This is a genomic window from Gelria sp. Kuro-4 (assembly GCF_019668485.1).
Lineage (GTDB): Bacteria > Bacillota > DTU030 > DUMP01 > DUMP01 > DUMP01.
Genome location: NZ_AP024619.1, coordinates 687673 through 712142 on the forward strand (window position 1 = coordinate 687673; position 24470 = coordinate 712142).

Below are 24470 nucleotides of genomic sequence, written 5' to 3' on the forward strand. Positions count from 1 at the left end.
GGGGTCAGGGGGACACCTGGCCCCATGCCTTGGTTTCAGGGAGGGGAACAGCATGGAGGGCTGGCCGGAGTTCAAGGCGGCTATCCTGAAGCGCACAGGGATTGACCTTAACGCCTATAAGGAACGACAGATGCTGCGGCGGATCACCACGCTCATGGCCAGCCACGGCCTGAGCGATTTCGTCTCCTACCTGCGCCTGTTAAGCCACGACCCGGCGGCCTACCGCCAGTTCCTGGAGCGCATCACCATCAACGTCTCCGAGCTCTTTCGCAACCCGGAGCGCTTCGCCGAGCTTAGGGAGCGTTTTCTCCCGGAGCTCTTGGCGGGCGCCGCCCCGGCGGGCGGCCGACCACAGCTCAAAGCCTGGAGCGCCGGCTGCGCCGCCGGCGAAGAGCCTTATTCCCTGGCCATCCTCTTGGCCGAGAACGTGCCCGGGCAGGACCTGCCGGTCCTGGCCACCGACATCGACGCCGAAGTGCTGAAAGAAGCAGAGGCGGGCCGCTACCCTGCGGCCCGCCTAAAAAACGTTCCTCTGGATCTAAGGCGGCGCTACTTCACCCAGGAAGGGGACTTTTTCACCGTACGCCCGTCACTCAGGGCCCGGGTGCGCTTTCAGCGCCACGACCTGCTGCGCGACCCGTATCCCCAGGGGTTGGACCTCATCCTCTGCCGCAACGTGGTGATCTATTTTACGGAAGAGGCGAAGGAAACCCTTTACCTCCGCTTTGCTCAGGCCCTGCGCCCGGGCGGCATCCTCTTCACCGGCGCCACCGAACAGATCTTCCAGCCCCAGCGCTACGGCCTGCGCTCCGTCGCGCCGTTCTTTTACCAGCGGACGGACGGCCAGGCCTTGGGGATAACGCGCTAAAAGCGCCCCACAGGGAGTTTCCGCGGGGCGCCGCGGTTTTCACAGCGAGCGGGATCCCAGGCGTGCTGCCTACCGCCCGGCGGCCAGGAGCTCGCTCACCGTCACCGGCTGCAGCCCCTTCTTCTTGAGCCCCTTGAGGATTTGCGGGAGCGCCTCCACCGTAGGCTGGGTCGGGTGCATGAGCACAATGCCCCCAGGCTGGATGCCCGCCAGCACCCGCTCCACAATCACCTCCGCCGGCGGCCGCTCCCAGTCCACCGTGTCCAGGCTCCACATGATGGTCGGGTAGCCCAGCTCCCCGGCTGTGCTTACCACCCGTTCATCCCACTCCCCGTAGGGCGGCGCAAAGAGAGCCGGTTTTTTCTGCGTCAGCTTTTCCAGCAGGTCCGCCGTGCGCTGGAGCTCTTCTTTGAGCTCGGCTTCGCTTATTTGCGTGGGGTGGGGATGGTACCAGGTGTGGTTGCCCAGCTCGTGGCCGCCGGCGGCGATGTCCTTGGTGAGCGCCGGAAACTGTCGCACCCAGTCGCCCACCATAAAGAACGTGGCTTTGGCCTCGCCCGCCTTAAGCGCCGCCAAAAGGTCGGGCAGGTACTCCTCGCCCCAGGCCACGTTCACCGTGAGGGCCACCAGGGGTTTGGGGGTGTCCACCTGAAAGACGGGGTTGGTGCGACCGGTACTGGCAGGCAAAAGCTCCCTCACCCCTTGCAGGGAGTAAAAGGCCAGGCCCACCAGGGTGAGCCCCAACACGGCCGCCAGCAGCCCGCGGCGCAGGCGCTGAGAAGGTAAACGCCAGAAAAAGACGCGCACGGATCTTCCTCCCTTCGGGCGGCTCCTTTCTGCCGCGTCCTTGTCTTCGTTTCACCATATGTACTCGGCAGCCGCTTTAGACTAGCGGCGCGCGGCCGGACCCTGCCCCAGAATGTAATGGGCCCGTAAAAAAGGTGTAATGGGCATGTAACCGTGACGTGGTACGATGTAAACGAACCCAAGCGAAAACCTTTGAACCCCCTCTCAGATAGCGCGGTACGGCCGCGCTTCTTTTTTTGTGTGGTCTGGGGCCGAAGGCAGATCCCGGCGGGGAGCGGCAGCTTTGCCCTTGAGTGAAGCTCTGTCAGAACCTTCCATTGAAGCGGCCCGTCCGGGCCGCTATACTTTTGGGTAGGGGAGGTGGAAGCGGTGGCGGAAAAAATCCTGGTGGTGGACGATGAGGCTACCATTGTGGAGTTTGTGCGCATCAACCTGGAGAAGGCGGGCTTTACCGTCCTCAGCGCCGGCGACGGCGACACCGCTTTGGCCTTGGCCACCTCTGAACGCCCGGACCTCATCGTCCTCGACGTGATGCTGCCCGGCCGCGACGGCTTCGAGGTCTGCCGCGAGCTCCGGCGCACCTCGTCCACGCCCATCATCATGCTCACCGCCCGGGACGAAGACATCGACAAGATCCTGGGCCTGGAGCTGGGCGCCGACGACTATATAACCAAGCCCTTCAACCCGCGCGAGCTGGTGGCCCGCATCAAGGCCATCCTCCGCCGGGTGGATCGCTCCGGCAAAATGGACGGCCGCGTCATCGCGCGCGGCCGCCTGCAGCTCGACCTGGACCGGCACCAGGTGACGGCCGGCGGCCGCCTGGTGGACCTGACGCCCAAGGAGTTCGAACTCTTAGAGCTCCTGATGAATAACCCGGGCCGCGTCTTTTCCCGCGAGACGCTGCTGGAGCGGCTCTGGGGCTACGACTTCTTCGGTGACTCCAAAACGGTGGACGTGCACATCCGCCGCCTGCGCGAAAAGGTGGAGGAAGACCCGAGCTCGCCCACCCACATCCTTACCGTTTGGGGCGTCGGCTACAAGTTCCGGGAGTTTTAGCCATGCTGCGCACCATCCGCGGGCGCCTCACGCTCAGTTACGCCGTGCTTCTTTTTGTGACGGTCAGCCTCCTAGGGACCTTTCTCCTCGAGTCTTTGAACCGCTACTACCTGGAAGAGAGCCGGGCCAAGCTGGAGGCGCACGCGCGCGTTTTCTCGCATTACGCCGAACTCTCTTTTTTAGGCAACGCCCTGGCGCGCCGGTTCAGCCAGGATGTGGACGCCCGCGTGCAGATTCTCGATGTGAACGGCACCGTGGTAGGCGACTCGCGCTGGCCGGAGGAGCGGGCCATGGGGCAGACCATCGGCGGGCCCCTGGTGGAGCGGGCGCTGGCCGGCGAGGTGGTGAGCCAGGTCGCCCGGGCCGGCGGCAGCCGCGTGCTCTACGTGGCGGCGCCGCTTCGGGTGCAGGGCGGCACCGTCGGCCTGGTGTACCTGTCGTCCTCCCTGGCTGCTGCCGATGAGACCCTGGCCGTGGCCCGCAACCTCATCCTCTTGAGCGCGCTGGCGGCCCTGGCCGTGGCGCTGGTGGCCGGTTCCTTCCTGGCGCGCAGCATCACCCGGCCGCTGGCGGCGGTTACCGCGGTGGCGCGCCGGCTCGCCAGCGGCGACTTTTCGCCCCGTCTCACCCCTCAGCCCCCGGCGGAGGTGGAAGAGCTGTCGCGGGCTTTTAACTACTTGACAGAACGCCTGAGCGCTACCCTCAAGGCGATTGAGGCGGAGCAGCAAAAGCTTACCACGGTGCTGGCCGGCATGGGGGACCTGCTCCTGGCGGTGGACCGGAGCAGCCGGGTGGTCCTGGTGAACCCGGCCTTGGCGCGCACCCTGGGCCGCAAAGAAGAGGAACTCATTGGTGCGCCGCTGCCGGCGGCGGTGGCGGAGTCCGGGCTGGGACGGGTGCTCAGCGCCGGCCTTACGAGCGCCTGGCCCCAGGTGGCGGAGGTGACGCTTCCCGGCCAGAGCGCCGTCTACCGCGCCCAGGTGACGCCCTGGCAGGGCGGCCCCGGCGGGACGGGCGTCGTGGCCGTGCTGCGCGATATCACTGACCTCAAGCGGCTGGAGGCGGCCCGCCTGGAGTTTTTGGCCAACGTCTCCCACGAGCTGCGCACCCCGCTCACTTCCATCAAGGGCTTTGCCGTAACGCTGCAGGACGATCTGCCGCCGGATTCGGACGCCGCCCGTTACGCCCGCGTCATCGAGCAGGAGACGGACCGCCTCTCCCGCCTGGTGGCCGATATTATGGACCTTTCCAAGATCGATGCCCGCGAGATCAGCCTGGATCTCAAGGCGCTGGACTTAACCGGGCTCATCTCGCAGGTGGTGGAACAGCTGCTCCCGCGCGCCGAGAGCGCCGGGCTTAAGCTCGGCACGGAGCTTCCTGCCGCCCTGCCGCGCGTGCTCTGCGACCCGGACCGCATCCAGCAGGTGCTGCTCAACCTTTTGGACAACGCCATCAAGTACACGCCGGCGGGGGGAAGGGTGGAGGTGAAGGCCTGGGCCGAGGAAAAGCGCGTGTGCGTGAGTGTGCGCGACACCGGCGTGGGCATCCCCGCCGCCGACCTGCCGCACATCTTTGAGCGCTTTTACCGGGTGGACAAGGCGCGCTCCCGGGCCTTGGGCGGCACCGGGCTCGGCCTCGCCATCGTCCAGGCCATCGTGGCGGAGCACGGGGGCGAGGTAAAGGTAAGGAGCGAGCCGGGGGCCGGGAGCGAGTTCACCATCCGGCTGCCGCACCTGTAACGAGTTCGTAACCATTCGTTACCTTTTACTAATTCTTCTGTAAGGGCTGGGGCATAGAATGGAGATGGAACGCCCGGCCGAGGCGTCGGGCGTTACAACAAGGAGGGAGACCCATGCCGCGATACGGGCTTTTTCTCCTGGCGGCCCTCGTCAGCCTCAGCCTTGTAGTGACCGGGTGCACGGCACCGGCTGAGACCCCGCCCCCTCCCGAGTCTCCGGCCGGACAGGCCGAGGCGCCGGCCCCGAACCCGGAACAGGCACCTCCGGTTGCGCCGGTCGCTGCGCCGGCGGCGCCCCAACCAGGCCCCGGCACGGATGTCGGCGGCGGGCGCCTCTACTTCCGCCTCTGGGGTACCACGCCCGACCTTATGTACCTGGTACCGGTGACGGTGGAGGCACCGCATCCCGAGGATATGCCGCAGCAGGCATTGGCACTCCTCCTCGCCTGGCCTGACAAAAGCGGGGCCACCGTCTCGCTCTGGCCGGCGGGAACCAAGGCCGCCCTGCGCATCCAAGACGGCACAGCGACGGTTGATTTCACCAGCCTGGACACCACCAAGTTCGGCAGCACGCGCGAGACCTGGGCGCTCGACGGCCTGACCCTCACGCTGACCCAGTTCCCCCTCATCAGACGCGTGCAGGTTGAGGTGAAGGGCCGGGTGGTAGAGACCTTGGCCGGACACGTAGAAACGCGCCGGCCGCTTATCCCGCCGCCCTCTGTCAACCGCGTCGCCTTCAGCGGTACCCCGGCCGCCGGGGCGGGCACCATGCCGGTGACCCTGTACTTCCCCGGTCCCCAGAACTTGTTCCTGGTACCGATTACGCGCGACGTGCCCAAGACGCCGGCGGTCGCCCGCACCGTGGTGGAGGAGCTCATCCGTGGGCCGGAGAAGGATTCCGGGCTCGGCCGGGTGATCCCGGAGGGGACGCGCCTGAGGGGCATCAAGCTGAAGGACGGTCTTCTCACCGTGGACTTCTCCAAGGAACTCAGGGATAAGCACTGGGGCGGCAGTGCCGGCGAGCGCCTTACCATCGAGGCCATCGTCCATTCTTTGGGCGCCGTTCCCGGTGTCGAGCAGGTGGAGATCCTCATCGAAGGACAGCGCGGCGCGACCATCGGCGGCCACGTGATCCTCGACCGTCCTATTGCGCCGGGACCACTGAACATCCTTGGATCTTAAGCACCTCTAGGGACCGCAGAGCGCCCGAGGGGAACTCCCAAAGAGCCTGACCTCGGACTGGGAAAGAGGCGGGTAAGTCACAGGGAAAGGAGGCGGGTGCGGTGCGGCGGGGAACGAAGATCGCTCTGCTGGTTCTGGCCCTTGTTGCTGCAGCGGCCCTGGCCTGGGCGGGCGGGGCAGGCCGCCCGCACCCCGCCCCTTCTCCAGGTTCGCCGCCCGCCCCACCCGACGAGACAAAAACCGTCAAACTGAAGCTCCATTTTGTCTATAGCGGCAGCGACCACGTGGTGACCCGGGAAGTGCCGGCTACGCGGGCTGTGGCCCGGGCGGCGCTGCAAGAGCTCCTCAAGGGTTACCTGGGCACCGCAGGCGAAGTAAACGTGCTGCCGCCCGGTACCCAGCTCCGGGATATTGCCATCCTGGACGGCATCGCCTACGTGGACTTTTCGCGCGAGTTTCGGGACAACCACTGGGGTGGGGTGGCCAGCGAGGTCGATACCATCTATTCGGTGGTCAACACCCTGGGCGAGTTCCCCACGGTGCGGGGGGTGCAGTTTCTCCTGGAGGGAAGCCCGCTCCGGACCATCGGCGCCGGTGTCGTGGACCTGGCACAACCCCTGAAGCCGCGCCGCATCGCCCCATCCCTTTACACCCAACTGGCCGCCCGGCTGGTGGGTCCGGCGGCGCGCGCCCTGCCCTGGAATGCCTGGGTGAAAAGTGAAGAGCGCCTGGCGCTGCGTGAGGGTTTTCCCGACGCCCTGGCCTTGGGAGACACCGACGGCGACGGTGCCGACGAGCTGGTGCTCACCGCCGGTAAGCGGGTCGGCATTTGGGACCGGGAAGCGGGCGGCTTCGCTAGCGTTTGGGAACGCAAGTTCAGTTCCGCGCCGCGGGTGGTCCTGGCCGCCACCCGCGCCGGCAGCCGTAAAGACCTGGTGGTTGCGGCGGAAGAAGGGATCTTCATCTTTGGCTGGGGCGGTGACGGGTACGTCCAGCTGGGCTGGCAGGGGGTATCGGGGAACATCCAGGACTTGGCCGTGGGCGATACCGATGGCAACGGGCGGGCGGAAATCCTGGCGCTCTTCGGCCGGGTGGATGGCGCCGGCGAAGAGCTGGCCGGCGGTCGCATTGTCATCTGGGAGTGGAACGGCGAGACGTACCTGCGCCGCCGTGAAGAGGCCTTTTCCTTCCTGCGCCTGCTGCCGGCCGACGTAAACGGCGACGGCCGCGATGAAATCCTGGCCTTTGCGCGCCGGGGCGTCACCGTGTTTGGGTGGCAGGGAGCGGCCTATGTGGAGCTGGGCAGCAACCCGGCCGCCGGGGGTGCGCTGGCTACGGTGCTGGCCGGCGATGTGAACGGCGACGGGCATGCCGACCTGGTGGTGCGCGACGAAGCGGCACCCTCCCTCTATGTGTATAGCTGGCAGAGGGGCGGGTTCAGCAAGCTGTGGCAGGGTCCGCCGGCCGGCGGGCAGGTACTGGGGCGGGAGGCCTTCATTTGGCCCGCCGGCGGCGGTTACCCCACCCTGCTGGTGGCCGGCAACAACCCGGGCAGTTATGTCTTCTTGCGCGCTGCTGCGGATGGCTGGCAGCAACAGGGCCTGGTCGGGGCCAGCGGTGAGCAGGTGCTGGGCTTCGGGGATGTGGACGGCGACGGCGCGCCGGAGGTCATCTTCCGCCGCCACCAGCTCCTCTCCAATCCGGTGCAGTGGCTCTACATCGGCCGGCTCAGCTCGCTGTCCTGGCCGGCTCCTGCGCCGCAAGACAAGGCGAAAACCCCGCCGGGGCGGCTGTGAAGCCGGTCGAGTGGCGGGCGCAATACTTTGCGCGGTACGCAAGGTGTGTCGCCCACGTAAGAGCGAAGGCCAGAACTTATGAAGGAGGCCGGGTCCATGCGTTTCATCTCTTGTCTGACAGTAACCCTGCTCCTTGTTGCACTTTCAGTCGGCGGCTGCAGCCTCGGGGCGGGATCGAAACCGGAGGCGGCGCCCCCGCCGCCTGCCGCTGCGGCACCCCTCGACAGCGAGGGTTACGGCCGGGTGGAGCTTTTGGCTGCCTTAAGCGGGGAGCCCCTGAGCAACCCGGCCGGCGTGGCGGTTAACGCGGCCGGCGACCTCTATGTGAGCGATGCCGCCAAACAGGTGGTGCTGGAGTTCCCCGGCGGCGATCTCAAGGCAACACCTAAGGTCATCGGCGGCGAAGGCGGCGGCCTGGGACAGTTCGTCCACCCGCGCGACCTGGCCGTGGACGGCGCCGGTAACCTCTACGTGCTGGACGACGGCAATTCCCGGGTGGAAAAATTCAGCCCGGACGGCAAACCCCTGGCCCAGGTGGGCGGCAGGGACGAGTTCGCTCCTTACTTCAGCCTGCAGGACGGCTACGACGAGCCCTTGAGCGCCCTGGCCGTGGATAAAGACGGCAACATCTACGTCGGCGTGAGCGGCGCCAATTACGACATCTCGCCGCACGCTCTGGTGAAGTTCGCTCCGGACGGCCGTAAGGTGTGGGAGGTAAAGAGCACCCTGGAAGGCGACGTGGACGTGGCGCCCTTCGCCTGGCCGGACGCGCTGGCCGTGGGCCGGGACGGCACCGGGAAGGACGGCACCCTCTTCGTGGCCCACGGGGCCAACGGCACCGGCAAGATCCTCATCCTGCCGCAACGGGATGGGCAGGTGGACAAGAAGGCTGCGCGCGACTTCGGCCCCATCGGCAAAGGCCCCGGCGAGCTCATGCACACCCCGGCGGGCATCGCCCTTACCGCCTCCGGCGACATCCTGGTGGCCGACACCTACAACAACCGCCTGCAGCTCTTCAGCGCGGATGAGAAGCTGAAGGCCATGTACCGCTTAAAGGGCCTGCCGACGGCGGAGTTCGATCAGCCCGGGCCCTTGGCCGTCGCGCCGGACGGCAGTGTGTACGTGGTGGACGCCGGCAACAAGCGTGTCCTCAAGCTGCGCCTGGTACCACCGACGGCCGACACAGAGAAGAAATGATTGAGCCTGCAACATGCTCTTTCGGATGACAGTCTAGGGGGAGGGGAATACCGTGACAATGAGAATAGTTTCCGGGCCGGCCGGGCGCGGGCTGATTCCCCGCTCCCTGCTGGCCGTCATCTGCTTCGGCCTCGTTCTGCTCCTGGTCTTTTGCCAGACCGGCTGGCTCAGGCCGCTCACCTACCAGCTGGCCCGCGCCGCCGCCCAGGCCGACCTCCTGCACCGGGTTCGCAGCTGGCAGACCCTCACCGGCGAGCATTTCGTCGTGAAGTTCCTGCCCCAGGATAGGGACGTTGCTCCCCTGGTACTGCAGGCCGCCGAAGCGGCGTACGCGCCGGTGACCAAAGATTTGGCCTACGCCCCGCCCGGCCGCACCACGGTGGTCATCTACCCCACCCGCAAGGAGCTTAACGCCAGCTTCGGTTGGTCGGCCCAGGAGAGCGCCATGGGGGTTTACTGGGGCGGTGCCATCCGTGTCCTTTCCCCCAAGGCCTGGGTGGAGGGCAAAGACCCGGCGGAGATCGGCCGGGTGTTCCTCACCATGGGGCCCATGGCGCATGAGTTCACCCACCTGGTGCTGGACTACAAAACGTGCGGCAACTACCCGCGCTGGTTCAGCGAAGGCTTGGCGCAGTACGAAGAGCTGCGCCACGGCGGGGTCCTCTGGGACGACCCGGCGGCGGACTTCACGGGCGAGCTCTACTCCCTGGCCGACCTGGAGCGCTTCAGCGACCTGCCCAACCAGAGCCTGGCCTACCGCCAGGCCCTCTCGCTGGTGCAGTACCTGGCCGCCAGCCGCGGCGAAGCAGGCCTGAAAAAAATCATCGCCGCCCTCGGCGATGGCGCCGGCTTCCCTGAGGCCCTCGCCGCCGCGGGCATCACCTCGCCGGCGGCCTTGGCCGCCGGCTGGCAGACCTGGCTCGCGGGCGCGGGAAAGTAGCCGGGGTGCCTGACTGAGTAAATAAACCTATCCTCTGTTCGGCGCTGAAACCCGACCCCGACGGATAGCGCAGGCGGGCGAAGGCAAGCGGGGGCCGAAGGGTTCCCGGGCTGCAGATGGGCTTTTGAGAACAGCTGGTGAGGTGCCCGGAAGGATTTCGGCCCGGCGGGGCCGAATTTTCTTTTTGAGAGGGGTGAGAAGATGCCGGAGAAGATCCTGGTGGTGGACGACGAAGAACCCATCGCCGACATCTTGGAGTTCAACCTGAAAAAAGACGGCTACCAGGTCGAAGTCGCCTTCGACGGTGAAGCGGCCCTGGCCAAGGCGGCCAGCTTCAAGCCCGACCTGATCATCCTCGATATCATGCTTCCCAAGCTGGACGGCTGGGCGGTCTGCCAGCGCCTGCGCCAGCACTCCACCGTGCCCATCATCATGCTCACCGCCAAGGACGAAGAGACCGACAAGGTCCTCGGCCTTGAACTCGGCGCCGACGACTACGTCACCAAACCCTTCAGCCCGCGCGAGCTCCTGGCCCGGGTGCGGGCGCTGCTGCGCCGCGCCCAGTCCTATCGCGGCGACGAAGGGCACGGCTCGGTGCTCACCTTTGGCGACCTTACCCTGGACCTTACCCGCTACGAGGTTACCAAGCGGGGCGAAAACATCGGGCTGACGCTGCGTGAATTTGAGCTCCTCAAGTTCCTGGCGCTCTCGCCCGGCCGAGTCTTCTCACGCGAGACCCTGCTCGAGAAGGTGTGGGGCTACGACTATTACGGCGACATCCGCACCGTGGATGTCACCGTGCGCCGCCTGCGTGAAAAGCTGGAAGACGACCCGGGCAACCCTACCTACGTGCAGACTAAGCGCGGTATCGGGTACTTTTTTAGGGGGCAGTAAGTTTTGCGGAGCATCCAGGGGAAGATCGTCGTTATCTACATTCTCCTGGTACTGGTGGCGATGGAACTCATCAGCGTCCAGCTGGTGCGCCGCCTGCAGAGTTACTACGAGACCAACTTTCGCACCTCACTCACGGCCCAGGCCAACCTCCTGGCCGGCTTTTCCGTGCGCTACTTCAGCGGTGAGCAACCGGAGAGCTACCTGGGCGACCTGGTGGATAATTTCCGCCTGCAGACGGGAGCCCAGATTGTGGTGGTGGATGCCGGCGGCATGGTGCTGGCGGCCACCGGGGACGCCAGCACGCAACTCGGGAAGCGCCTGCAGCAACCGGAACTCACCCGCGCCCTCTCCGGGGTGGCCGGGGGTGAAATACGCCGCGACAGCGCCCAAGGGTCCCGCACCTTCTACCTGGCCGTCCCGGTGCGCCGGGAAGCCCAGGTGGTAGGCGCCGTGGGCTTTAGTTCGTCTTTGGCCGAGGTTGACCGGACGCTGAATGAGATCAAGGGGATTCTGCTCAAGGCCACGGCCATCGCCCTTTCAGCCACGGTTTTCCTCGGCTTTGCCCTGGCCCGCACCATCACCCAGCCCATTCAAGAGGTTACCCGCCAGGCGGCGGTGATTGCCGGGGGCGAGTTTGGAGAACCGGTCACCGTCCGCTCCCATGACGAGATTGGGCAGCTGGCCGCCGGCTTCAATTACCTGCGCGAGCGCCTGCAGCAAACCCTGCAGGAGATCTCCGACGAAAAAGAAAAGGTAGAGGCCGTCCTCGCCAACTTGAACGACGGCGTTCTGGCCCTGGACCCGGCGGGGCGCATTGTGCACCTCAACCCGGCGGCCCGGGGCCTGCTGCGCCTGCCGCAGGCGCCGGCGGATGTCCGCGGCCGCCGTTGGACGGAGGTTTTCCCCGAGCTCGGGCTCGCTGCGGAGCTGGCCCGGGCCCAAGGCGGCACCCCGGTGACGGTGCGCCTCGACGGCGAAAAGACCGGCGGCCGCGTGCTCAAGGTGCACCTTGACCCCTTCAAAAGTGGCACGCGCCACGCCGGAGTGGTGCTCACCCTGCAGGACATCACCGAGCAGGAGCAGCTGGAGTCGCTGCGGCGTGAGTTTGTGGCCAATGTCTCCCACGAACTCCGGACGCCGCTGACCACCATCAAGAGCTACGTCGAAACCCTGCTGGACAACGAGGGCGCCCTGGAGCCTTCGCTCAGCCGGCGGTTCCTCGCCGTCATCAATGCCGAAGTGGACCGGATGACCCGCCTGGTGCGCGATCTATTGCAGCTGGCCCAGCTGGATGCCGGACGCGTGCGCTGGGATAAGCGGCCGCTCGACCTGGCGACGGTGGTGGCCGAGGTGGCCGAGCGCTTTCGCATGCCCGCCGAGCGGGCCGGCCTTACCTTGAGCGTAAGCTCCGCCCCGGGGCTCCCGCCGGTGATCGCCGACCGGGACCGGGTGGAGCAGGTGCTGGCCAACCTCATCGGTAACGCCATCAAGTTTACGCCTTCCGGCGGGCGGATCGAGCTGCGCCTGGTCCGGGAAGGGTCCATGGTACGCACCACGGTGGCCGACACCGGGGTAGGCATCCCCTTGGAGGACCAGCCGCGCATCTTCGAGCGCTTTTACCGCGTGGACAAGGCCCGCTCCCGTACCCTGGGGGGCACCGGGCTGGGGCTTTCCATCGCCCGGCAGATCGTTGAGGCCCACGGCGGCGAGATCACGTTGACCAGCACACCCGGGCAGGGCACGGCGGTGAGCTTCGCCCTCCCGGTCCAGAAAGCCGGGGGTGGCGGTGTTGTGGCGTGAGCGGGTAAAAAGTGCGCTCCTTGTGGTGTTGGTGGGCCTCAGCATTCACCTCAGCCTGCTTCTCTGGCAGGGGCTGCCGGCCGCCGAAGCGCCGGCGGCGGAACTCCCGGCCGGGGGCACGTACTGGGGCGCCGGGCGGGACCCGGTGGCGCTCTTGGCGCCGGCCCGGCTGGTCCTCCACCGCGCCAAGGGTGCGCCGGCTTTGCTGTACCCGGGTTCCCCCGGCTACGAACGGGCGTGGAGCGGGGCGCTGGATGTGTTGCAGCAGCTGGGCAGCCTGAGCCCCGCCCAGCTGGCCGGAGAGGAGGTCGCCGCGGCGGCGTGGAAACCCGGCGCCGGCGGTATTGCCTTAGAACTGATTTTTCCTTTGCCCATAGGCCCGGAGCTCTGGGGGCCGGTGCTGGACTACCCGGAGGGCTTCCAGCTTCCCTGGCCGGTGCAGCGGGCGCTGGTGGTGCCGGGGCAGGAGCCGGCCCTCCTTTTGGCCGGCCCCGGCCCGGGCCAGCTGCGCGGCTTCAAGCTGCCCGGCGCCGGGACAACCCTGGGCGGTATCTTACGGGAGCTTTCGGGCACAGCGCTGCTTCCCGCCCGCGAACTCAAAGGCCCGCCGCCGGTCGGAAGCGGCCTTTACGTACCGGGGACAAGTCTTTCCCTCCCGGTACTTAGAGTGGGCGGCGAGGCGGCGGACCCGGAGGTGGTGGCAAGCAGCTTTTTCGCCGACCTTTCCCTGACGCGCTGCATCCGCGAACGCGACGGGGCCACCATTTACAGCGATGGGCAGCGCGGCGTGCGCGTCCGCCCGGACGGTGGGGTGGAATACAACGCGCCGGAGGTGATGGCCGGTGTCCTGCTGCCACCGGCCCAGGCCCTGGAGCGTGCGGCCCGCTTCATCACCCAGCACGGCGGCTGGCCCCAAGAGGCGCGCCTGGCCCAGTTGACCGAGGTGCCGAGCGCCCCGGATGGCTTCCACTACCGCCTTGTCTTCACGCAATACTGGAACGGCCTGCCGGCGCTGACGCCCACGCTCGAACTTATGCTCAGCGACCGTGGCGTGGGCCGCTACCGGCGTTCGGTGTTGCGCGCGGCATGGCGTGCCCGCTGGGCCAGCGTAAGCTCCGCCGGCCTGGAGGAGGCCATCGGCCGCAGCGGTAAACTACCCAAAGAAGACACGGTGGCCGACGTGTACCTGGCCTACCGGGAAGAGACGGGGCAGAGCGGCGAGCTCTTGCTGGTGCCGGTGTGGGCGGTGGAAACGGCTCACGGCCGTATCTTCTGGCTGCCGGCGGAGGGGGGCGGCGGGCAGTGAACTGGGCGCGGGCGAAAAGCCTTCTTTTGGCGGCTTTTTTAGTGCTGGACCTGGCCTTGGCGTGGCTTTACCTGAACTTGGAACAGAAGGTTCCGGGGCAGGCGGCGGCGGGCCAGGCGGAACCCGAGCTGGTGGAGCGGCTGGCGCAGAAGAACGTCACCCTGGCCGCCGCGCTGCCGCGGGAGACGCCGGCGCTGGCGCTGCTGCGCGTCGGCATCGACAAGGAGAACCCTTACCCCCAGGCTCTGAGCTTGTTTGGCAGCCTGGATGGTGTGGAGGTGGTGCGCGGCGCTGACCCTCTCTTGGAGCTGGCCTTCAGCCGGGGGCCGGAGGAGCTCCTCTTTTACACCAGCGGGGTCACCGTTTACACCCACCGGGGACGGGGAGCAACCACCGGGGAGCAGACAGCGGCCGGCGCGGTGGACAAGGCACGCGCGTTTCTAGAGCGGCACGGCGGCCTGGACGGGCTTACGCTCAGCCGGGTTGTTCCTTACCGCCGGGAGGGTACATACCTGGTGGAGTTCGGGCAAAGCTATGGAAGGTTCCCCTTGGTGGGGGCGAGCGGTGCGGTGCTGGTGGTGGCGCCGGAGGGCGTGGAGAACTGTTGGCGGCGGCGGCTCACGGTTTTCGGTGAGAGCGGGCGTCCCCGCACGGTGGTTTCCGCCGCCGACGCGCTTCTGGCGCTGGCCCTGGAGCGGCCGCGCCCCGAAGCCGCCCCGCTTACGGTGCACGAGGTGGTGCTGGGGTACTACAACAAGATCTACAATGCCGACGAATGGGAGGCGGCCCCTGTGTGGCGCATCTGGACGGGTGGTGACACCTACTTTTACGTAAACGCCTTTACGGGTGAACTGGAAGGGTAGCCCGGTTAAAGTTTTAACAGATATAAAGAATATTGTTTGCCCCAGGGTTTTTCCTTATGCTATAATGTGGTCGTGCTGGTCTTTATGCTCAATTGACGATGTCCAGCTTGCGCAAGAGGTGGTGATGTCTTTGGCAATCGAAGCCCTGCGTGCCGTGCGCGAGACGGAGGCGAACGCCCTGGAACTGAGGCGTGCCGCCCGCGAAGAAGCCCGGCGCACGGTGGAACGCGCGGAGGCCGAGGGCGAAGCCCTGGTGGAGCAGGCCGTTCGGGCGGCCCAGGAGGAAGCCCGCAAGCTGCTGGCCCAGGCTGAGGCCGAAGCCGCGCGGGAAGCCGAACCGATTAAGAAAGAGGCCGAAAAGGCCTGTGCCCGGATCCGGCAGGAAGCGGCAGGGCGTCTCCCCCCGGCGGTAGCGCTTATCGTGGAGAGGATAGTGAAAGCCAATGGCCGTAGCTGAAATGAAAAAGATCCTCCTGGTGGCCCACCGCGAGGACCGCGAACCCCTCACACGGGCGCTGCAGCGCCTGGGCGCGCTCCAAGTGGAAGACCTCTTGGAGGAGCAGGAGAAGGAGGGGCAGGCCGGCGGCCTCGAGCGCGATGAACCGGGTGAAGAGGCGGCCCGGCTGGATGCCCGCCTGGCAGAGCTCAAATTCTGCCTGGACTTTTTGCAGCGCCTGGCACCGGAGCGAACCACCTTTATCCAGCAATTTGCCGGTACCAAGGTGTTTCTGAAAGAGAGCGAATTTCGTCACTACCTGGAGGATAAGGACAGGGTGGCGCAGGTGAACCGCACCCTGCGCGCCATCGACGACGAGCTGACCGGCCTGCGCAACGAAGAGACCAGGGCGCACAACCTGCTGGCCCAGCTGGTGCCCTGGCAAACCTTCGATGTTCCCCTGGAGGAACTCAAGCCGGGGCCGGAGGTGGGCGTAGAACTGGGGGTGCTGCCGCTTACGGCCGAGGCGGAGGGCGCTTTTCGGTCCGAGCTCGAGGAGACATCTCCCGGCGCCTATCTCGAGGTGATCGGCCGGGAACGGGAGGAGGCCTCCGTCTTTCTCCTTTATGCGCGGGCGGATGAAGAAGCCGTGCAGGCTTTGCTGCGCCGGCGGTCCTTCAACCGGGCAGCCTTTCCGGGGCTGGAAGGGACGGTGCCGGCGGTGAAGGAGCGCACGGAAGCGGAGCTGGCCGAACTCGCCCGGCGGCGCGAAGAGCTGTACGCCCAGGCCAAGCAGTACGCGTCCGACCGGCTGCTCATCAAAGCCGCCTACGACGACGCGGCCCTGGCCCGGGCCCGCCTGGACATTACCCAGAACTTCGCCCGCACCCAGGAGACCTTTGCCCTTACGGGTTGGGTGCAGGCTAAAGACTGGCCGCGCCTGCAGAAGGCGGTGGTCCGGGTGAGTCCCAGCGCCTACTTGGCGGCCCGCGACCCGCAGCCGGACGAGGAGCCGCCGGTCACCCTAACCAACAGCAAGAGCGTCTATCCCTTTGAGGTGATCACCGAGCTTTACGGCCTGCCGTTCCCGCGGGGAATCGACCCTACCCCCTTTCTGGCGCCGTTCTTCTTCATCTTCTTCGGCATCATGTACGGCGACGGCGGGTACGGCTTGATCCTTATGGGGCTGGCCTGGCTGGCCATGAAAAAGATCCGTATGGCCGGTATGGCGCGCAAACTCTTCATCCTGCTTATGCTGGGCGGCGCCGCCTCGGTGCTGGTGGGAGCTGTCACCGGCAGCTGGTTCGGCAGCCTGCCCGTGCCGCCTATTTGGTTCAGCCCTATGGACAACCCCATGCAGATGCTGATTGTGGCCTTCGGCCTGGGTGTGATTCACATTTACACCGGCCTGAGCATCCAAATGGTGACCAACATCAGGAGCGGCAAGGTGCTCGACGGCGTTTTCGACCAGGGGCTTTGGATGGTGTTCCTCACGGGGCTCATTCTTCTCCTGGTCGGTTCAGCGGCGCCGTCGCTGGGGGCCGTCGGTAAGGTGCTGGCCGCGGCGGGGGCGGTAGGCCTGGTCCTCACCCAGGGTCGGACCAACCGCAACATCATCCGGCGGCTGCTCTCGGGCATCATGAGCCTGTACGGGGTAAGCGGGTACCTCAGCGATGTTCTCTCTTACTCCCGTCTCCTGGCCCTGGGCTTGGGTACCACCGTCATCGGTACGGTGATCAATTCCATGGTGGGCCTGGCGGCGGCCGGCGGCGGGGTGGTCGGTTACCTCGTGGGTGCCCTCATTGCCCTCGGCGGGCATGCCTTCAACCTCATCATCAACGTTCTGGGCGCGTATGTGCACGCCAGCCGTCTCCAGTACGTGGAGTTTTTCACCAAGTTCTACGAGAGCGGTGGACGACCGTTCGCGCCTTTCCGCATCAACACGCGGTACATCGATCTGGAACTGGAAGAAAGGGAGGCTTGAAAATGACAAGTGGTGCTGTACTCGCTCTTCTGGGCGCGGCGCTGGCCGTGGGACTGCCGGGAATCGGCTCGGCCATCGGTGTCGGTTTGGTCGGCCAGAGTGCTTCCGGCCTCGTAACCGAGCAGCCGGAGCGTTTCGGGCAGACCCTGCTCATGCAGGCGATTCCGGGAACGCAGGGCATCTACGGCCTGCTCTCTGGATTCCTTATCATGATCAACATCGGCGTCTTCGCCGGCCGGATTGCCGACCTGACGGTACAGCAGGGCCTGGCCGTTCTCATGGCGGCCCTCCCGGTGGCCATCGTCGGCTGGTTCTCCGCCATCGCCCAGGGTAAGACAGTGGCGGCAGGCATCGGACTCATCGCAAAACGCCCCGAAGATCTGGGTAAAACCATCACCTACGGCGCCATGGTGGAGACTTATGCGGTGCTCGCCTTCTTGGCCACGCTACTCCTGCTCAGGGGAGTGTCCTAAATGGCGGACATTACGGCACTGGCCCAGCGCATCCGCTCGCGGGCGGAAGCGGAAGCGGAGGAGGTAAAGGCTGCGGCCCGCCGGCAGGCGGAAGACCTCCTTGCGCGGGCGCGGGCACGGGCGGAAAAGGAGCGGGAGGCCATCCTGACCCGGGCCCGCACCGAAGCCGCGGAAAGAAAGCGCCGGCTCCTGGCCAAGGCGGAGATGGAAGCGCGCCAGGAGGAGCTCCGGGCCAAGGACGAGCTGGTGGACAAGGCCTTTGAGCTGGCGCTGAAAGAGCTCCGGGAACTCCCGGCCGCCGAGTACCAGGCGCTGCTCCGGCCGCTCCTGGTGGCGGCCGCCGAAACGGGCGAGGAAGAGGTGATCGTGGCGCCCCATGACCGGGAGCGCCTGGGTCCGGACTTTTTGGCCCGCGTGAACCAGGAGCTTGCCGCCCGCGGCAAGCCCGGCAGACTGACCCTGGCGGCCGAGACCCGGCCGCTCGAGGGTGGCTTTGTCCTGCGTTCCGGCGGTGTGGAAAACAACTACTCCTTCGAATTGATCCTTAAGCTTACCCGGGATGAACTGGAGCAGGAAGTAGCTGCCGTCCTTTTCCCTGCCGGCTGAGTCCAGGTTAGGAAAGGAGGCGGAGAAGTGAACGGCGACAAGACAGAGTACGCTTACTCGGTGGCCCGCGTGCGGGCGCTGGAGACGGGGCTTCTCGACCGCGGTAAGATCGAGCGCATGGTGGAGGCCAGGGACGCCGCTGAAGCGCTGAAGGTCCTGGGCGAAACCCCCTACGCCGCGGCGGTGGGGCAGCTGGCGAGCGTGTACGATTATGAGTCCATGCTGCGCCGGGAGCTCGTCGCGGTGCGTGCCCTCTTTTGGAAGATCTCGCCCCACCCCGAGCTGACAGACCTGTTTTTCCTGAAGTACGACGTCCTCAACCTGAAGCTGCTGCTCAAAGGACGTCACCTGGGGCAGAAGACGGACGACCTTTTAGTAGCCGCCGGCACCATCGGGCCGGAGCGGCTGGCCGCCATGGCGGCCGCGGACAACTGGAAAGAGCTCCCCGCAGAGCTGGCTGCGGCTGCCCACCAGGCCGGGGAGGCCCTGGCGGAAGAGGGCGACCCGCAGCTGGTGGACACCCTCCTCGATAAGGCGTACTACGCCTACCTGACACGGGTCCTCGGCGAGCGGGGGGAGGAGTTCCTGCGCGCCCTGGTCAGCCTGCAGGTGGACCTCACCAATATCAAGACCTTCGTCCGCGTGCGGCACGTGGTGGGCGGAGACGCCGCCCGCGCCCGCGCGCTCCTGCCGCGCTTTTTCCTCCCTGGTGGCCGGCTCGCCCTCGATTACTTCCTGGCCCAGGTCGAAGAACCGCTCCCGGCCTTTGCCGACCGCCTGGCCAAAGATGCCCTGGGGCCGGTGGTGGGGGAAGGAATCACGGCCTGGCAACGCGAAAAGAGCCTCACCCGCTACGAGAAGCTGGCCGATGACTTTCTGCTGGCCTACGTGAAAAAAAGCCGGCTCATCGCCTTCGGCGTTGAGCCGCTGGTGGCTTATCTTATGGCTAAGGAGAACGAGATTAAGCTCATCCGCATCATCATGGTGGGGAAGATCAACGGGCTCCCGGCGGCCGAGATCAGGGAAAGGCTGCGTGATGTCTATGCCTAAGATTGCAGTCATCGGCGACCGTGACTCCATCCTCGGCTTCAAGGCCGTAGGCGTCAGCACCTTTCCCGTAACCGGCTCCGAAGAGGTGGCGGAAGCTTTGCGCCGGGTAGCCGGGGGTGACTACGGTGTGGTGTTCATCACCGAGCAGGCTGCCGATGAGGCCCGCGAGGCCGTAAGTGAGGCAAGCCGAAGAAACACCCCTATCCTGGTTCCCATTCCCAGCAGCCGCGGGAGCCTGGGGCTGGGGATGGCCCAGATCAGGCGCAGCGTCGAAAGGGCCGTCGGCGCGGACATCTTATTCGGGAAAGAGGGTAGGTAAGTTTGGCGGTTGGCAGGATAATCAAAGTCTCCGGCCCCCTGGTGGTGGCCGAAGGCATGCAAGAAGCCAAGATGTACGACGTGGTCCGGGTAAGCGAAGCGCGCCTGATCGGCGAGGTGATCGAGATTCACGGGGACCGGGCCTCCATCCAGGTCTACGAAGAGACCGGCGGCATCGGCCCCGGAGAGCCCGTGTACCTGACCGGGGCGCCTCTTTCCGTGGAACTGGGCCCGGGCCTCATTGAGTCCATTTACGACGGCATCCAGCGCCCCCTGAACGTGGTCAGGGAGCAGGTGGGTGACCGCATCACCCGCGGCGTGGAAGCCTACGCCCTCAACCGGGAGAAAAAGTGGCGGTTTGTGCCGCGCGTCAAGGCGGGCGACAAGGTGGGCGCCGGCGACATTCTCGGCACCGTGCAGGAGACCACCCTGGTGGAGCACCGCATCATGGTACCGCCGGGCATCGCGGGCGAAGTGGCGGAGATCTTCAGCGGCGAGGCCACCGTCACCGACACCATCGCCAAGATCCGCACCCCGGACGGTGTGCGCGAGGTCAGCATGCTGCAGCGGTGGCCGGTGCGCCAGGGGCGTCCCTATGGGGAAAAGCTCGCCCCGGAGGAGATCATGGTCACCGGCCAGCGCGTCATCGACATGTTCTTCCCGGTGGCCAAAGGCGGTACCGCCTGCATCCCGGGCCCCTTCGGGAGCGGCAAGACGGTGGTGCAGCACCAGCTGGCCAAGTGGGCCGACGCCGAGATCATCGTCTACATCGGCTGCGGCGAGCGCGGCAACGAGATGACCGACGTGCTCCTGGAGTTCCCGGAACTGAAAGACCCCAAGAGCGGCGAGCCTCTCATGAAGCGCACCGTCCTCATCGCCAACACCTCCAACATGCCGGTGGCGGCGCGGGAGGCTTCCATTTACACCGGGATCACCATCGCCGAGTACTTCCGCGACATGGGCTACAGCGTGGCCCTCATGGCCGACTCCACCTCCCGCTGGGCCGAGGCCCTGCGCGAGATGTCCGGCCGTCTGGAGGAGATGCCCGGCGAAGAGGGCTACCCGGCCTACCTGGGTTCCCGGCTGGCGGAGTTCTACGAGCGGGCCGGGCGCGTGCGCTGCCTGGGCTCCGACGGCCGTATCGGCAACCTCACCGCTGTGGGCGCTGTCTCGCCTCCGGGCGGCGACCTCTCCGAGCCGGTCACCCAGAGCACACTGCGCATCGTCAAGGTGTTCTGGAGCCTGGACGCCTCCCTGGCCTATGCGCGCCACTTCCCGGCGATCAACTGGCTGCTCAGCTACTCGCTTTACCTCGACAACATCGATGCCTCCCTGCGCGAGCGCCTGGGAAATGAGTGGGTGGAGATGCGCACCGAGGCTATGCGCATCCTGCAGGAAGAGGCCGAACTCCAGGAGATCGTGCGCCTGGTGGGCGTAGACGCCCTCTCGCCGCGCGAGCGCCTTACCCTGGAGACGGCCAAGTCCGTGCGCGAGGACTTCCTCCTGCAAAACGCCTTCCACGATGTAGACACCTACTGCTCCCTGGAGAAGCAAAAGCGCATGATCCGCCTCATCCTCCTTCTGTACCACGAATGCCAGCGGGCCCTGGAGAAAGAGGCGCCGCTCGGCAAGCTCCTGGCGCTGCCGGTGCGCGAGCGTATCGCCCGTGCCAAGTACACGCCGGAGGACCAGCTGGCGGCCTTCGACGGGATTGAGGCCGAGATCAAGGAGCAGGTGACGGGCGTCACTGCCGAGGGAGGTGAGGAGGTTGCCTAAGGAGTACCGTACCATTTCCGAGATCGCCGGCCCCCTGATGCTGGTGCAGGAGGTCGCCGGCGTCAAGTACAATGAACTGGTGGAGATTGAGCTGGCGGATGGCAGCATCCGGCGCGGGCAGGTCCTGGAGGTGAGCGGCGACACCGCCCTGGTGCAGGTGTTCGAGGGCACTTCAGGGCTCAACCTGGGGACCGCCAAGGTGCGCTTCCTGGGCCGGGGCCTGGAGCTGGCGGTCTCGCTCGATATCCTCGGCCGCGTCTTTGACGGCCTCGGTCGGCCGCGCGACACCGGGCCGCGCATCATCCCGGAGGCGCGGCTGGACATCAACGGCTACCCCATCAACCCCACGGCGCGCGACTACCCCTCCGAGTTCATCCAGACCGGCATCTCGGCCATCGACGGCCTCAACACCATGGTCCGCGGCCAGAAGCTGCCCATCTTCTCCGCCTCCGGCCTGCCGCACTCGCGCCTCGCGGCCCAGATCGCCCGCCAGGCCAAGGTGCTGGGGACGGAGACCAAGTTCGCCGTGGTGTTCGCCGCCATGGGCATCACCTTCGAAGAGGCCGACTTCTTCATCTCGGACTTCAGAAAGAGCGGCGCCATCGAGCGGGCCGTACTCTTTCTCAACCTCGCCGACGACCCGGCCATCGAGCGTATCGCCACCCCGCGCATGGCGCTTACCGCGGCCGAGTACCTGGCCTACGAGAAGGACATGCACGTGCTGGTCATCCTCACCGACATGACCAACTACGCCGAGGCCCTGCGCGAGATCTCCGCGGCCCGCAAAGAAGTGCCGGGCCGGCGCGGCTACCCCGGCTATCTCTACACGGACCTGGCCACCATCTACGAGCGGGCCGGCCGCATCCGCGGCCGCGAAGGCTCGGTGACCCAGGTGCCCATCCTCACCATGCCTGAGGATGACAAGACCCACCCCATCCCGGACCTCACCGGGTACATCACCGAGGGGCAGATCATCTTAAGCCGCGACCTGCACCGCAAGGGTATCTACCCGCCCATCGACGTGCTGCCGTCGCTCTCCCGCTTAAAGGATAAAGGTATCGGCCGCGGCAAGACGCGTGAGGACCACGCCGACACCATGAACCAGCTCTACGCCGCCTACGCCCGCGGCAAAGAGGCCAAGGAGCTGGCCGCCATCCTGGGTGAAGCGGCGCTTTCCGAGACGGACAAACTCTTCTCCAAGTTCGCCGACGAGTTTGAGGCGCGCTACGTCAAGCAGGGCGAGAACGAGGACCGCACCATCATCCAAACGCTGGACCTCGGCTGGGAGCTTCTGAGCATGCTGCCGCGCGGTGAACTCAAGCGCATCCGCGACGAGTACCTGGATAAGTACCTGCCGGCTGAGAAGGAGGAGTAGCCCATGGAGATCCGGGTGAACCCCACTCGCATGGAGCTGAACCGCCTCAAGCGGCGGCTCGCCATGGCCCAGCGCGGCCATAAACTCCTCAAGGACAAGCGCGATGAGTTGATGCGGCAGTTCCTGGTGCTCGTCAGGAAGAACAAGGAACTCCGGGAAGAGGTGGAGGAGCGCCTGGCCGGCTCCTTCCGCAAGTTCATGCTGGCCCGGGCGGTGATGTCCGCCGAGGCGGTGGAAGAGGCCATCATGTACCCCAAGGAGCGCCTCGAGGTGAAGCTGGGCCGCCAGAACATCATGAGCGTACACACCCCCAAGCTCACTTGGGAGCGGGTCAGCGCCGAGACCGACAGCATCTATCCCTACGGTTTCGCCGAGACCTCAGCCGAGCTGGACGATTCCATCAGCACGCTGGCCGAGCTTTTGCCGCGGCTCTTGGAGCTGGCCGAGGTAGAAAAGGCGGTGGCGCTGCTCGCGGCCGAAATCGAGCGCACCCGCCGCCGCGTGAACGCCTTGGAGTACGTGATGATCCCGCAGCTGGCGAGCACCGTGCGCTACATCACCATGAAGCTCGACGAAAACGAGCGCTCCAGCCTCACTCGGCTGATGAAGGTCAAGGACATCGTGCGGGCCAAGGGCGTGTGACGAAAACCCGGCCGGTAAGCGAGAAAGGGAAAGACCCCATAGGGAGACCCTACCAGAGGGTCGCCCTTTTCTCATTTAGCCTCAGGTCGCCGGCGCCGCCGGGGAATGCCGAGGGCGGCAGAGAAATTTCCGCCGACCATGCCACTGAGTGCCACAGGCGTTTAGCGGAAATACTGTAGGGAGAAGCCGAGAGGAGGTAGTTGCATGAGCCGCTTCTCACGCAGGCTCGAAATCCGCTGGACGTTAGCTGTAGCCTTACTTCTAGTCGCCTTCTTGGCCGGGGGCGCCCTGGTGGGCGGTGTCCTTGCTGCGCGGTCCCAGCTCCTGCCCGGCCCGCAGGCCTCACCTGCACCCCCAAGCGCCCCGCGCGCCAGCCCGGGCGACAGCCCGGAACTCAATCCCTACAGCGTCATCAGCGCCGTCGCCGAGCGCGTGGCTCCCACTGTGGTGGGCGTGGCCACCCGGCAGCGCGCGTATGACTGGTTCTACGGCGCCTACGAAGAGGCGGGCGTGGGTTCCGGCATCATCTTCGACCCTACAGGTTATATCCTCACCAATGACCACGTGGTAGGGAGCGCCGGCCGCATTACGGTCACCCTGGCCGACGGCCGGCAGCTGCCGGCCCGCCTGGTGGGCACCGATCCGGGCACGGATCTCGCGGTGATCAAAGTAAACGCCGCCGGCCTCACCCCGGCCCTGCTCGGGAGCTCCGAAAACCTGCGCGTGGGCGACCTGGCCGTGGCCATCGGCAACCCATTGGGGCTGGAGTTCCAGCGCAGCGTCACCGCCGGCATCGTGAGCGCGCTCAACCGCACCATCCAGACCGACGACGGCAAGGTGCTGGAGAACCTCATCCAAACCGATGCCCCCATCAACCCGGGCAACAGCGGCGGACCGCTCCTCAACTCCCGGGGAGAGGTGGTGGGCATCAATACAGCCAAGGCCCAGGCGGCCGAAGGCATGGGCTTCGCCATTCCCATCAGCCAGGCGCGGCCGGTGGTGGAGGAGCTCATGGCGCACGGGCGGGTGCTCAGGCCCTGGCTGGGGGTGTACACCGCCGAGGTGAACCGGGAGATAAGCGCCTACTTCGACCTCAAGGTCACATCCGGTATTGCGGTGCTGGACGTCTATAAAGGCAGCCCGGCCCAGCGCGCCGGAATGCGCCCCGGCGATGTCATCCTTTCCGTCGGCGGCACGAGCGTGCGGACCCTCCCCGAATTCACCGCCGCCCTGGCGCGCCACAAGGTGGGCGAGCGCGTCGCCCTGGGCATCGACCGCCAGGGCAAAAAACTCACCCTCACCGCCCTTCTCGCCCCGCGGCCGAACCGGTGACAAACCCGACGCCTCTCCTCTTTATGACGGC

General features: G+C 66.3%; 22 protein-coding genes. 21 read left to right on the plus strand and 1 reads right to left on the minus strand.

The window, feature by feature from the left end:
* Positions 1-52 precede the first annotated feature (52 nt).
* Complete coding sequence (locus K5554_RS03590) at positions 53-868, plus strand: protein-glutamate O-methyltransferase CheR (protein ID WP_221039776.1); 816 nt, start codon at positions 53-55, stop codon at positions 866-868.
* Positions 869-937: 69 nt separating this feature from the next.
* Here the strand turns inward: K5554_RS03590 and K5554_RS03595 are convergent, their stop codons facing one another.
* Positions 938-1675 carry a polysaccharide deacetylase family protein gene (locus K5554_RS03595; RefSeq protein WP_221039777.1) on the minus strand — a complete coding sequence of 246 codons (738 nt, stop codon included), beginning with the start codon at positions 1673-1675 and terminating at the stop codon, positions 938-940.
* A gap of 369 nt (positions 1676-2044) precedes the next feature.
* Here K5554_RS03595 and K5554_RS03600 point away from each other — a divergent pair, with 369 nt between their 5' ends.
* The 20 genes from K5554_RS03600 to K5554_RS03695 all read left to right on the plus strand — a co-directional run bounded on the left by K5554_RS03600 (position 2045) and on the right by K5554_RS03695 (position 24439).
* A complete protein-coding gene (locus K5554_RS03600) occupies positions 2045-2731 on the plus strand; it encodes a response regulator transcription factor (RefSeq protein ID WP_221039778.1) in 687 nt (228 codons plus the stop codon).
* Between the two features lie 2 nt (positions 2732-2733).
* On the plus strand, positions 2734-4470 hold the full coding sequence (locus tag K5554_RS03605) for an ATP-binding protein (RefSeq protein WP_221039779.1): 1737 nt from the start codon (positions 2734-2736) through the stop codon (positions 4468-4470).
* Between the two features lie 113 nt (positions 4471-4583).
* Positions 4584-5651: a GerMN domain-containing protein gene (locus K5554_RS03610; RefSeq protein WP_221039780.1), complete on the plus strand. Its 1068-nt coding sequence runs from the start codon at positions 4584-4586 to the stop codon at positions 5649-5651.
* A gap of 101 nt (positions 5652-5752) precedes the next feature.
* On the plus strand, positions 5753-7447 hold the full coding sequence (locus K5554_RS03615; RefSeq protein WP_221039781.1) for a GerMN domain-containing protein: 1695 nt from the start codon (positions 5753-5755) through the stop codon (positions 7445-7447).
* A gap of 96 nt (positions 7448-7543) precedes the next feature.
* Positions 7544-8644, plus strand: coding sequence for an NHL repeat-containing protein (locus K5554_RS03620; protein ID WP_221039782.1), 1101 nt, complete (start codon positions 7544-7546; stop codon positions 8642-8644).
* A gap of 52 nt (positions 8645-8696) precedes the next feature.
* Positions 8697-9584: a hypothetical protein gene (locus K5554_RS03625; RefSeq protein ID WP_221039783.1), complete on the plus strand. Its 888-nt coding sequence runs from the start codon at positions 8697-8699 to the stop codon at positions 9582-9584.
* Positions 9585-9785: 201 nt separating this feature from the next.
* Complete coding sequence (locus K5554_RS03630; protein WP_221039784.1) at positions 9786-10478, plus strand: response regulator; 693 nt, start codon at positions 9786-9788, stop codon at positions 10476-10478.
* A 3-nt stretch (positions 10479-10481) separates the two neighbouring features.
* Positions 10482-12278, plus strand: a complete 1797-nt coding sequence (locus K5554_RS03635) for an ATP-binding protein (protein WP_221039785.1) — start codon at positions 10482-10484, stop codon at positions 12276-12278.
* On the plus strand, positions 12268-13584 hold the full coding sequence (locus K5554_RS03640; RefSeq protein ID WP_221039786.1) for a hypothetical protein: 1317 nt from the start codon (positions 12268-12270) through the stop codon (positions 13582-13584). The genes K5554_RS03635 and K5554_RS03640 overlap by 11 nt, the downstream gene beginning before the upstream one ends.
* A complete protein-coding gene (locus tag K5554_RS03645) occupies positions 13581-14447 on the plus strand; it encodes a hypothetical protein (RefSeq protein ID WP_221039787.1) in 867 nt (288 codons plus the stop codon). Before K5554_RS03640 ends, K5554_RS03645 begins: the two co-directional genes overlap by 4 nt.
* A 130-nt stretch (positions 14448-14577) precedes the next feature.
* The gene (locus tag K5554_RS03650; protein WP_221039788.1) at positions 14578-14904 is read left to right on the plus strand and encodes a hypothetical protein; all 327 of its coding nucleotides are present in this window, start codon (positions 14578-14580) and stop codon (positions 14902-14904) included.
* A complete protein-coding gene (locus tag K5554_RS03655; protein ID WP_221039789.1) occupies positions 14891-16867 on the plus strand; it encodes a V-type ATP synthase subunit I in 1977 nt (658 codons plus the stop codon). Before K5554_RS03650 ends, K5554_RS03655 begins: the two co-directional genes overlap by 14 nt.
* Complete coding sequence (locus tag K5554_RS03660; RefSeq protein WP_221039790.1) at positions 16864-17340, plus strand: V-type ATP synthase subunit K; 477 nt, start codon at positions 16864-16866, stop codon at positions 17338-17340. Before K5554_RS03655 ends, K5554_RS03660 begins: the two co-directional genes overlap by 4 nt.
* Positions 17341-17946, plus strand: a complete 606-nt coding sequence (locus tag K5554_RS03665; RefSeq protein ID WP_221039791.1) for a V-type ATP synthase subunit E — start codon at positions 17341-17343, stop codon at positions 17944-17946. It begins immediately after the preceding gene.
* 27 nt (positions 17947-17973) lie between these two features.
* Complete coding sequence (locus tag K5554_RS03670; protein WP_221039792.1) at positions 17974-18996, plus strand: V-type ATP synthase subunit C; 1023 nt, start codon at positions 17974-17976, stop codon at positions 18994-18996.
* Positions 18989-19315, plus strand: a complete 327-nt coding sequence (locus K5554_RS03675; protein ID WP_221039793.1) for a V-type ATP synthase subunit F — start codon at positions 18989-18991, stop codon at positions 19313-19315. The genes K5554_RS03670 and K5554_RS03675 overlap by 8 nt, the downstream gene beginning before the upstream one ends.
* Before the next feature lie 2 nt (positions 19316-19317).
* Positions 19318-21090, plus strand: a complete 1773-nt coding sequence (locus K5554_RS03680; RefSeq protein ID WP_221039794.1) for a V-type ATP synthase subunit A — start codon at positions 19318-19320, stop codon at positions 21088-21090.
* Positions 21083-22465, plus strand: a complete 1383-nt coding sequence (locus tag K5554_RS03685) for a V-type ATP synthase subunit B (protein WP_221039795.1) — start codon at positions 21083-21085, stop codon at positions 22463-22465. Before K5554_RS03680 ends, K5554_RS03685 begins: the two co-directional genes overlap by 8 nt.
* A 3-nt stretch (positions 22466-22468) precedes the next feature.
* Positions 22469-23107 carry a V-type ATP synthase subunit D gene (locus K5554_RS03690; protein WP_221039796.1) on the plus strand — a complete coding sequence of 213 codons (639 nt, stop codon included), beginning with the start codon at positions 22469-22471 and terminating at the stop codon, positions 23105-23107.
* 204 nt (positions 23108-23311) lie between these two features.
* Entirely contained in the window at positions 23312-24439 is a 1128-nt protein-coding gene (locus tag K5554_RS03695) for a S1C family serine protease (protein ID WP_221039797.1), read from the plus strand.
* The last annotated feature ends 31 nt before the right edge of the window (positions 24440-24470 follow it).

Coding starts and splice junctions, on each gene's coding strand:
- K5554_RS03590 (WP_221039776.1), top strand. CDS start 53: ATGGAGGGCTGGCCGGAGTTCAAGGCGGCTATCCTGAAGCGCACAGGG.
- K5554_RS03605 (WP_221039779.1), top strand. CDS start 2,734: ATGCTGCGCACCATCCGCGGGCGCCTCACGCTCAGTTACGCCGTGCTT.
- K5554_RS03610 (WP_221039780.1), top strand. CDS start 4,584: ATGCCGCGATACGGGCTTTTTCTCCTGGCGGCCCTCGTCAGCCTCAGC.
- K5554_RS03620 (WP_221039782.1), top strand. CDS start 7,544: ATGCGTTTCATCTCTTGTCTGACAGTAACCCTGCTCCTTGTTGCACTT.
- K5554_RS03630 (WP_221039784.1), top strand. CDS start 9,786: ATGCCGGAGAAGATCCTGGTGGTGGACGACGAAGAACCCATCGCCGAC.
- K5554_RS03655 (WP_221039789.1), top strand. CDS start 14,891: ATGGCCGTAGCTGAAATGAAAAAGATCCTCCTGGTGGCCCACCGCGAG.
- K5554_RS03665 (WP_221039791.1), top strand. CDS start 17,341: ATGGCGGACATTACGGCACTGGCCCAGCGCATCCGCTCGCGGGCGGAA.
- K5554_RS03675 (WP_221039793.1), top strand. CDS start 18,989: ATGCCTAAGATTGCAGTCATCGGCGACCGTGACTCCATCCTCGGCTTC.
- K5554_RS03690 (WP_221039796.1), top strand. CDS start 22,469: ATGGAGATCCGGGTGAACCCCACTCGCATGGAGCTGAACCGCCTCAAG.
- K5554_RS03695 (WP_221039797.1), top strand. CDS start 23,312: ATGAGCCGCTTCTCACGCAGGCTCGAAATCCGCTGGACGTTAGCTGTA.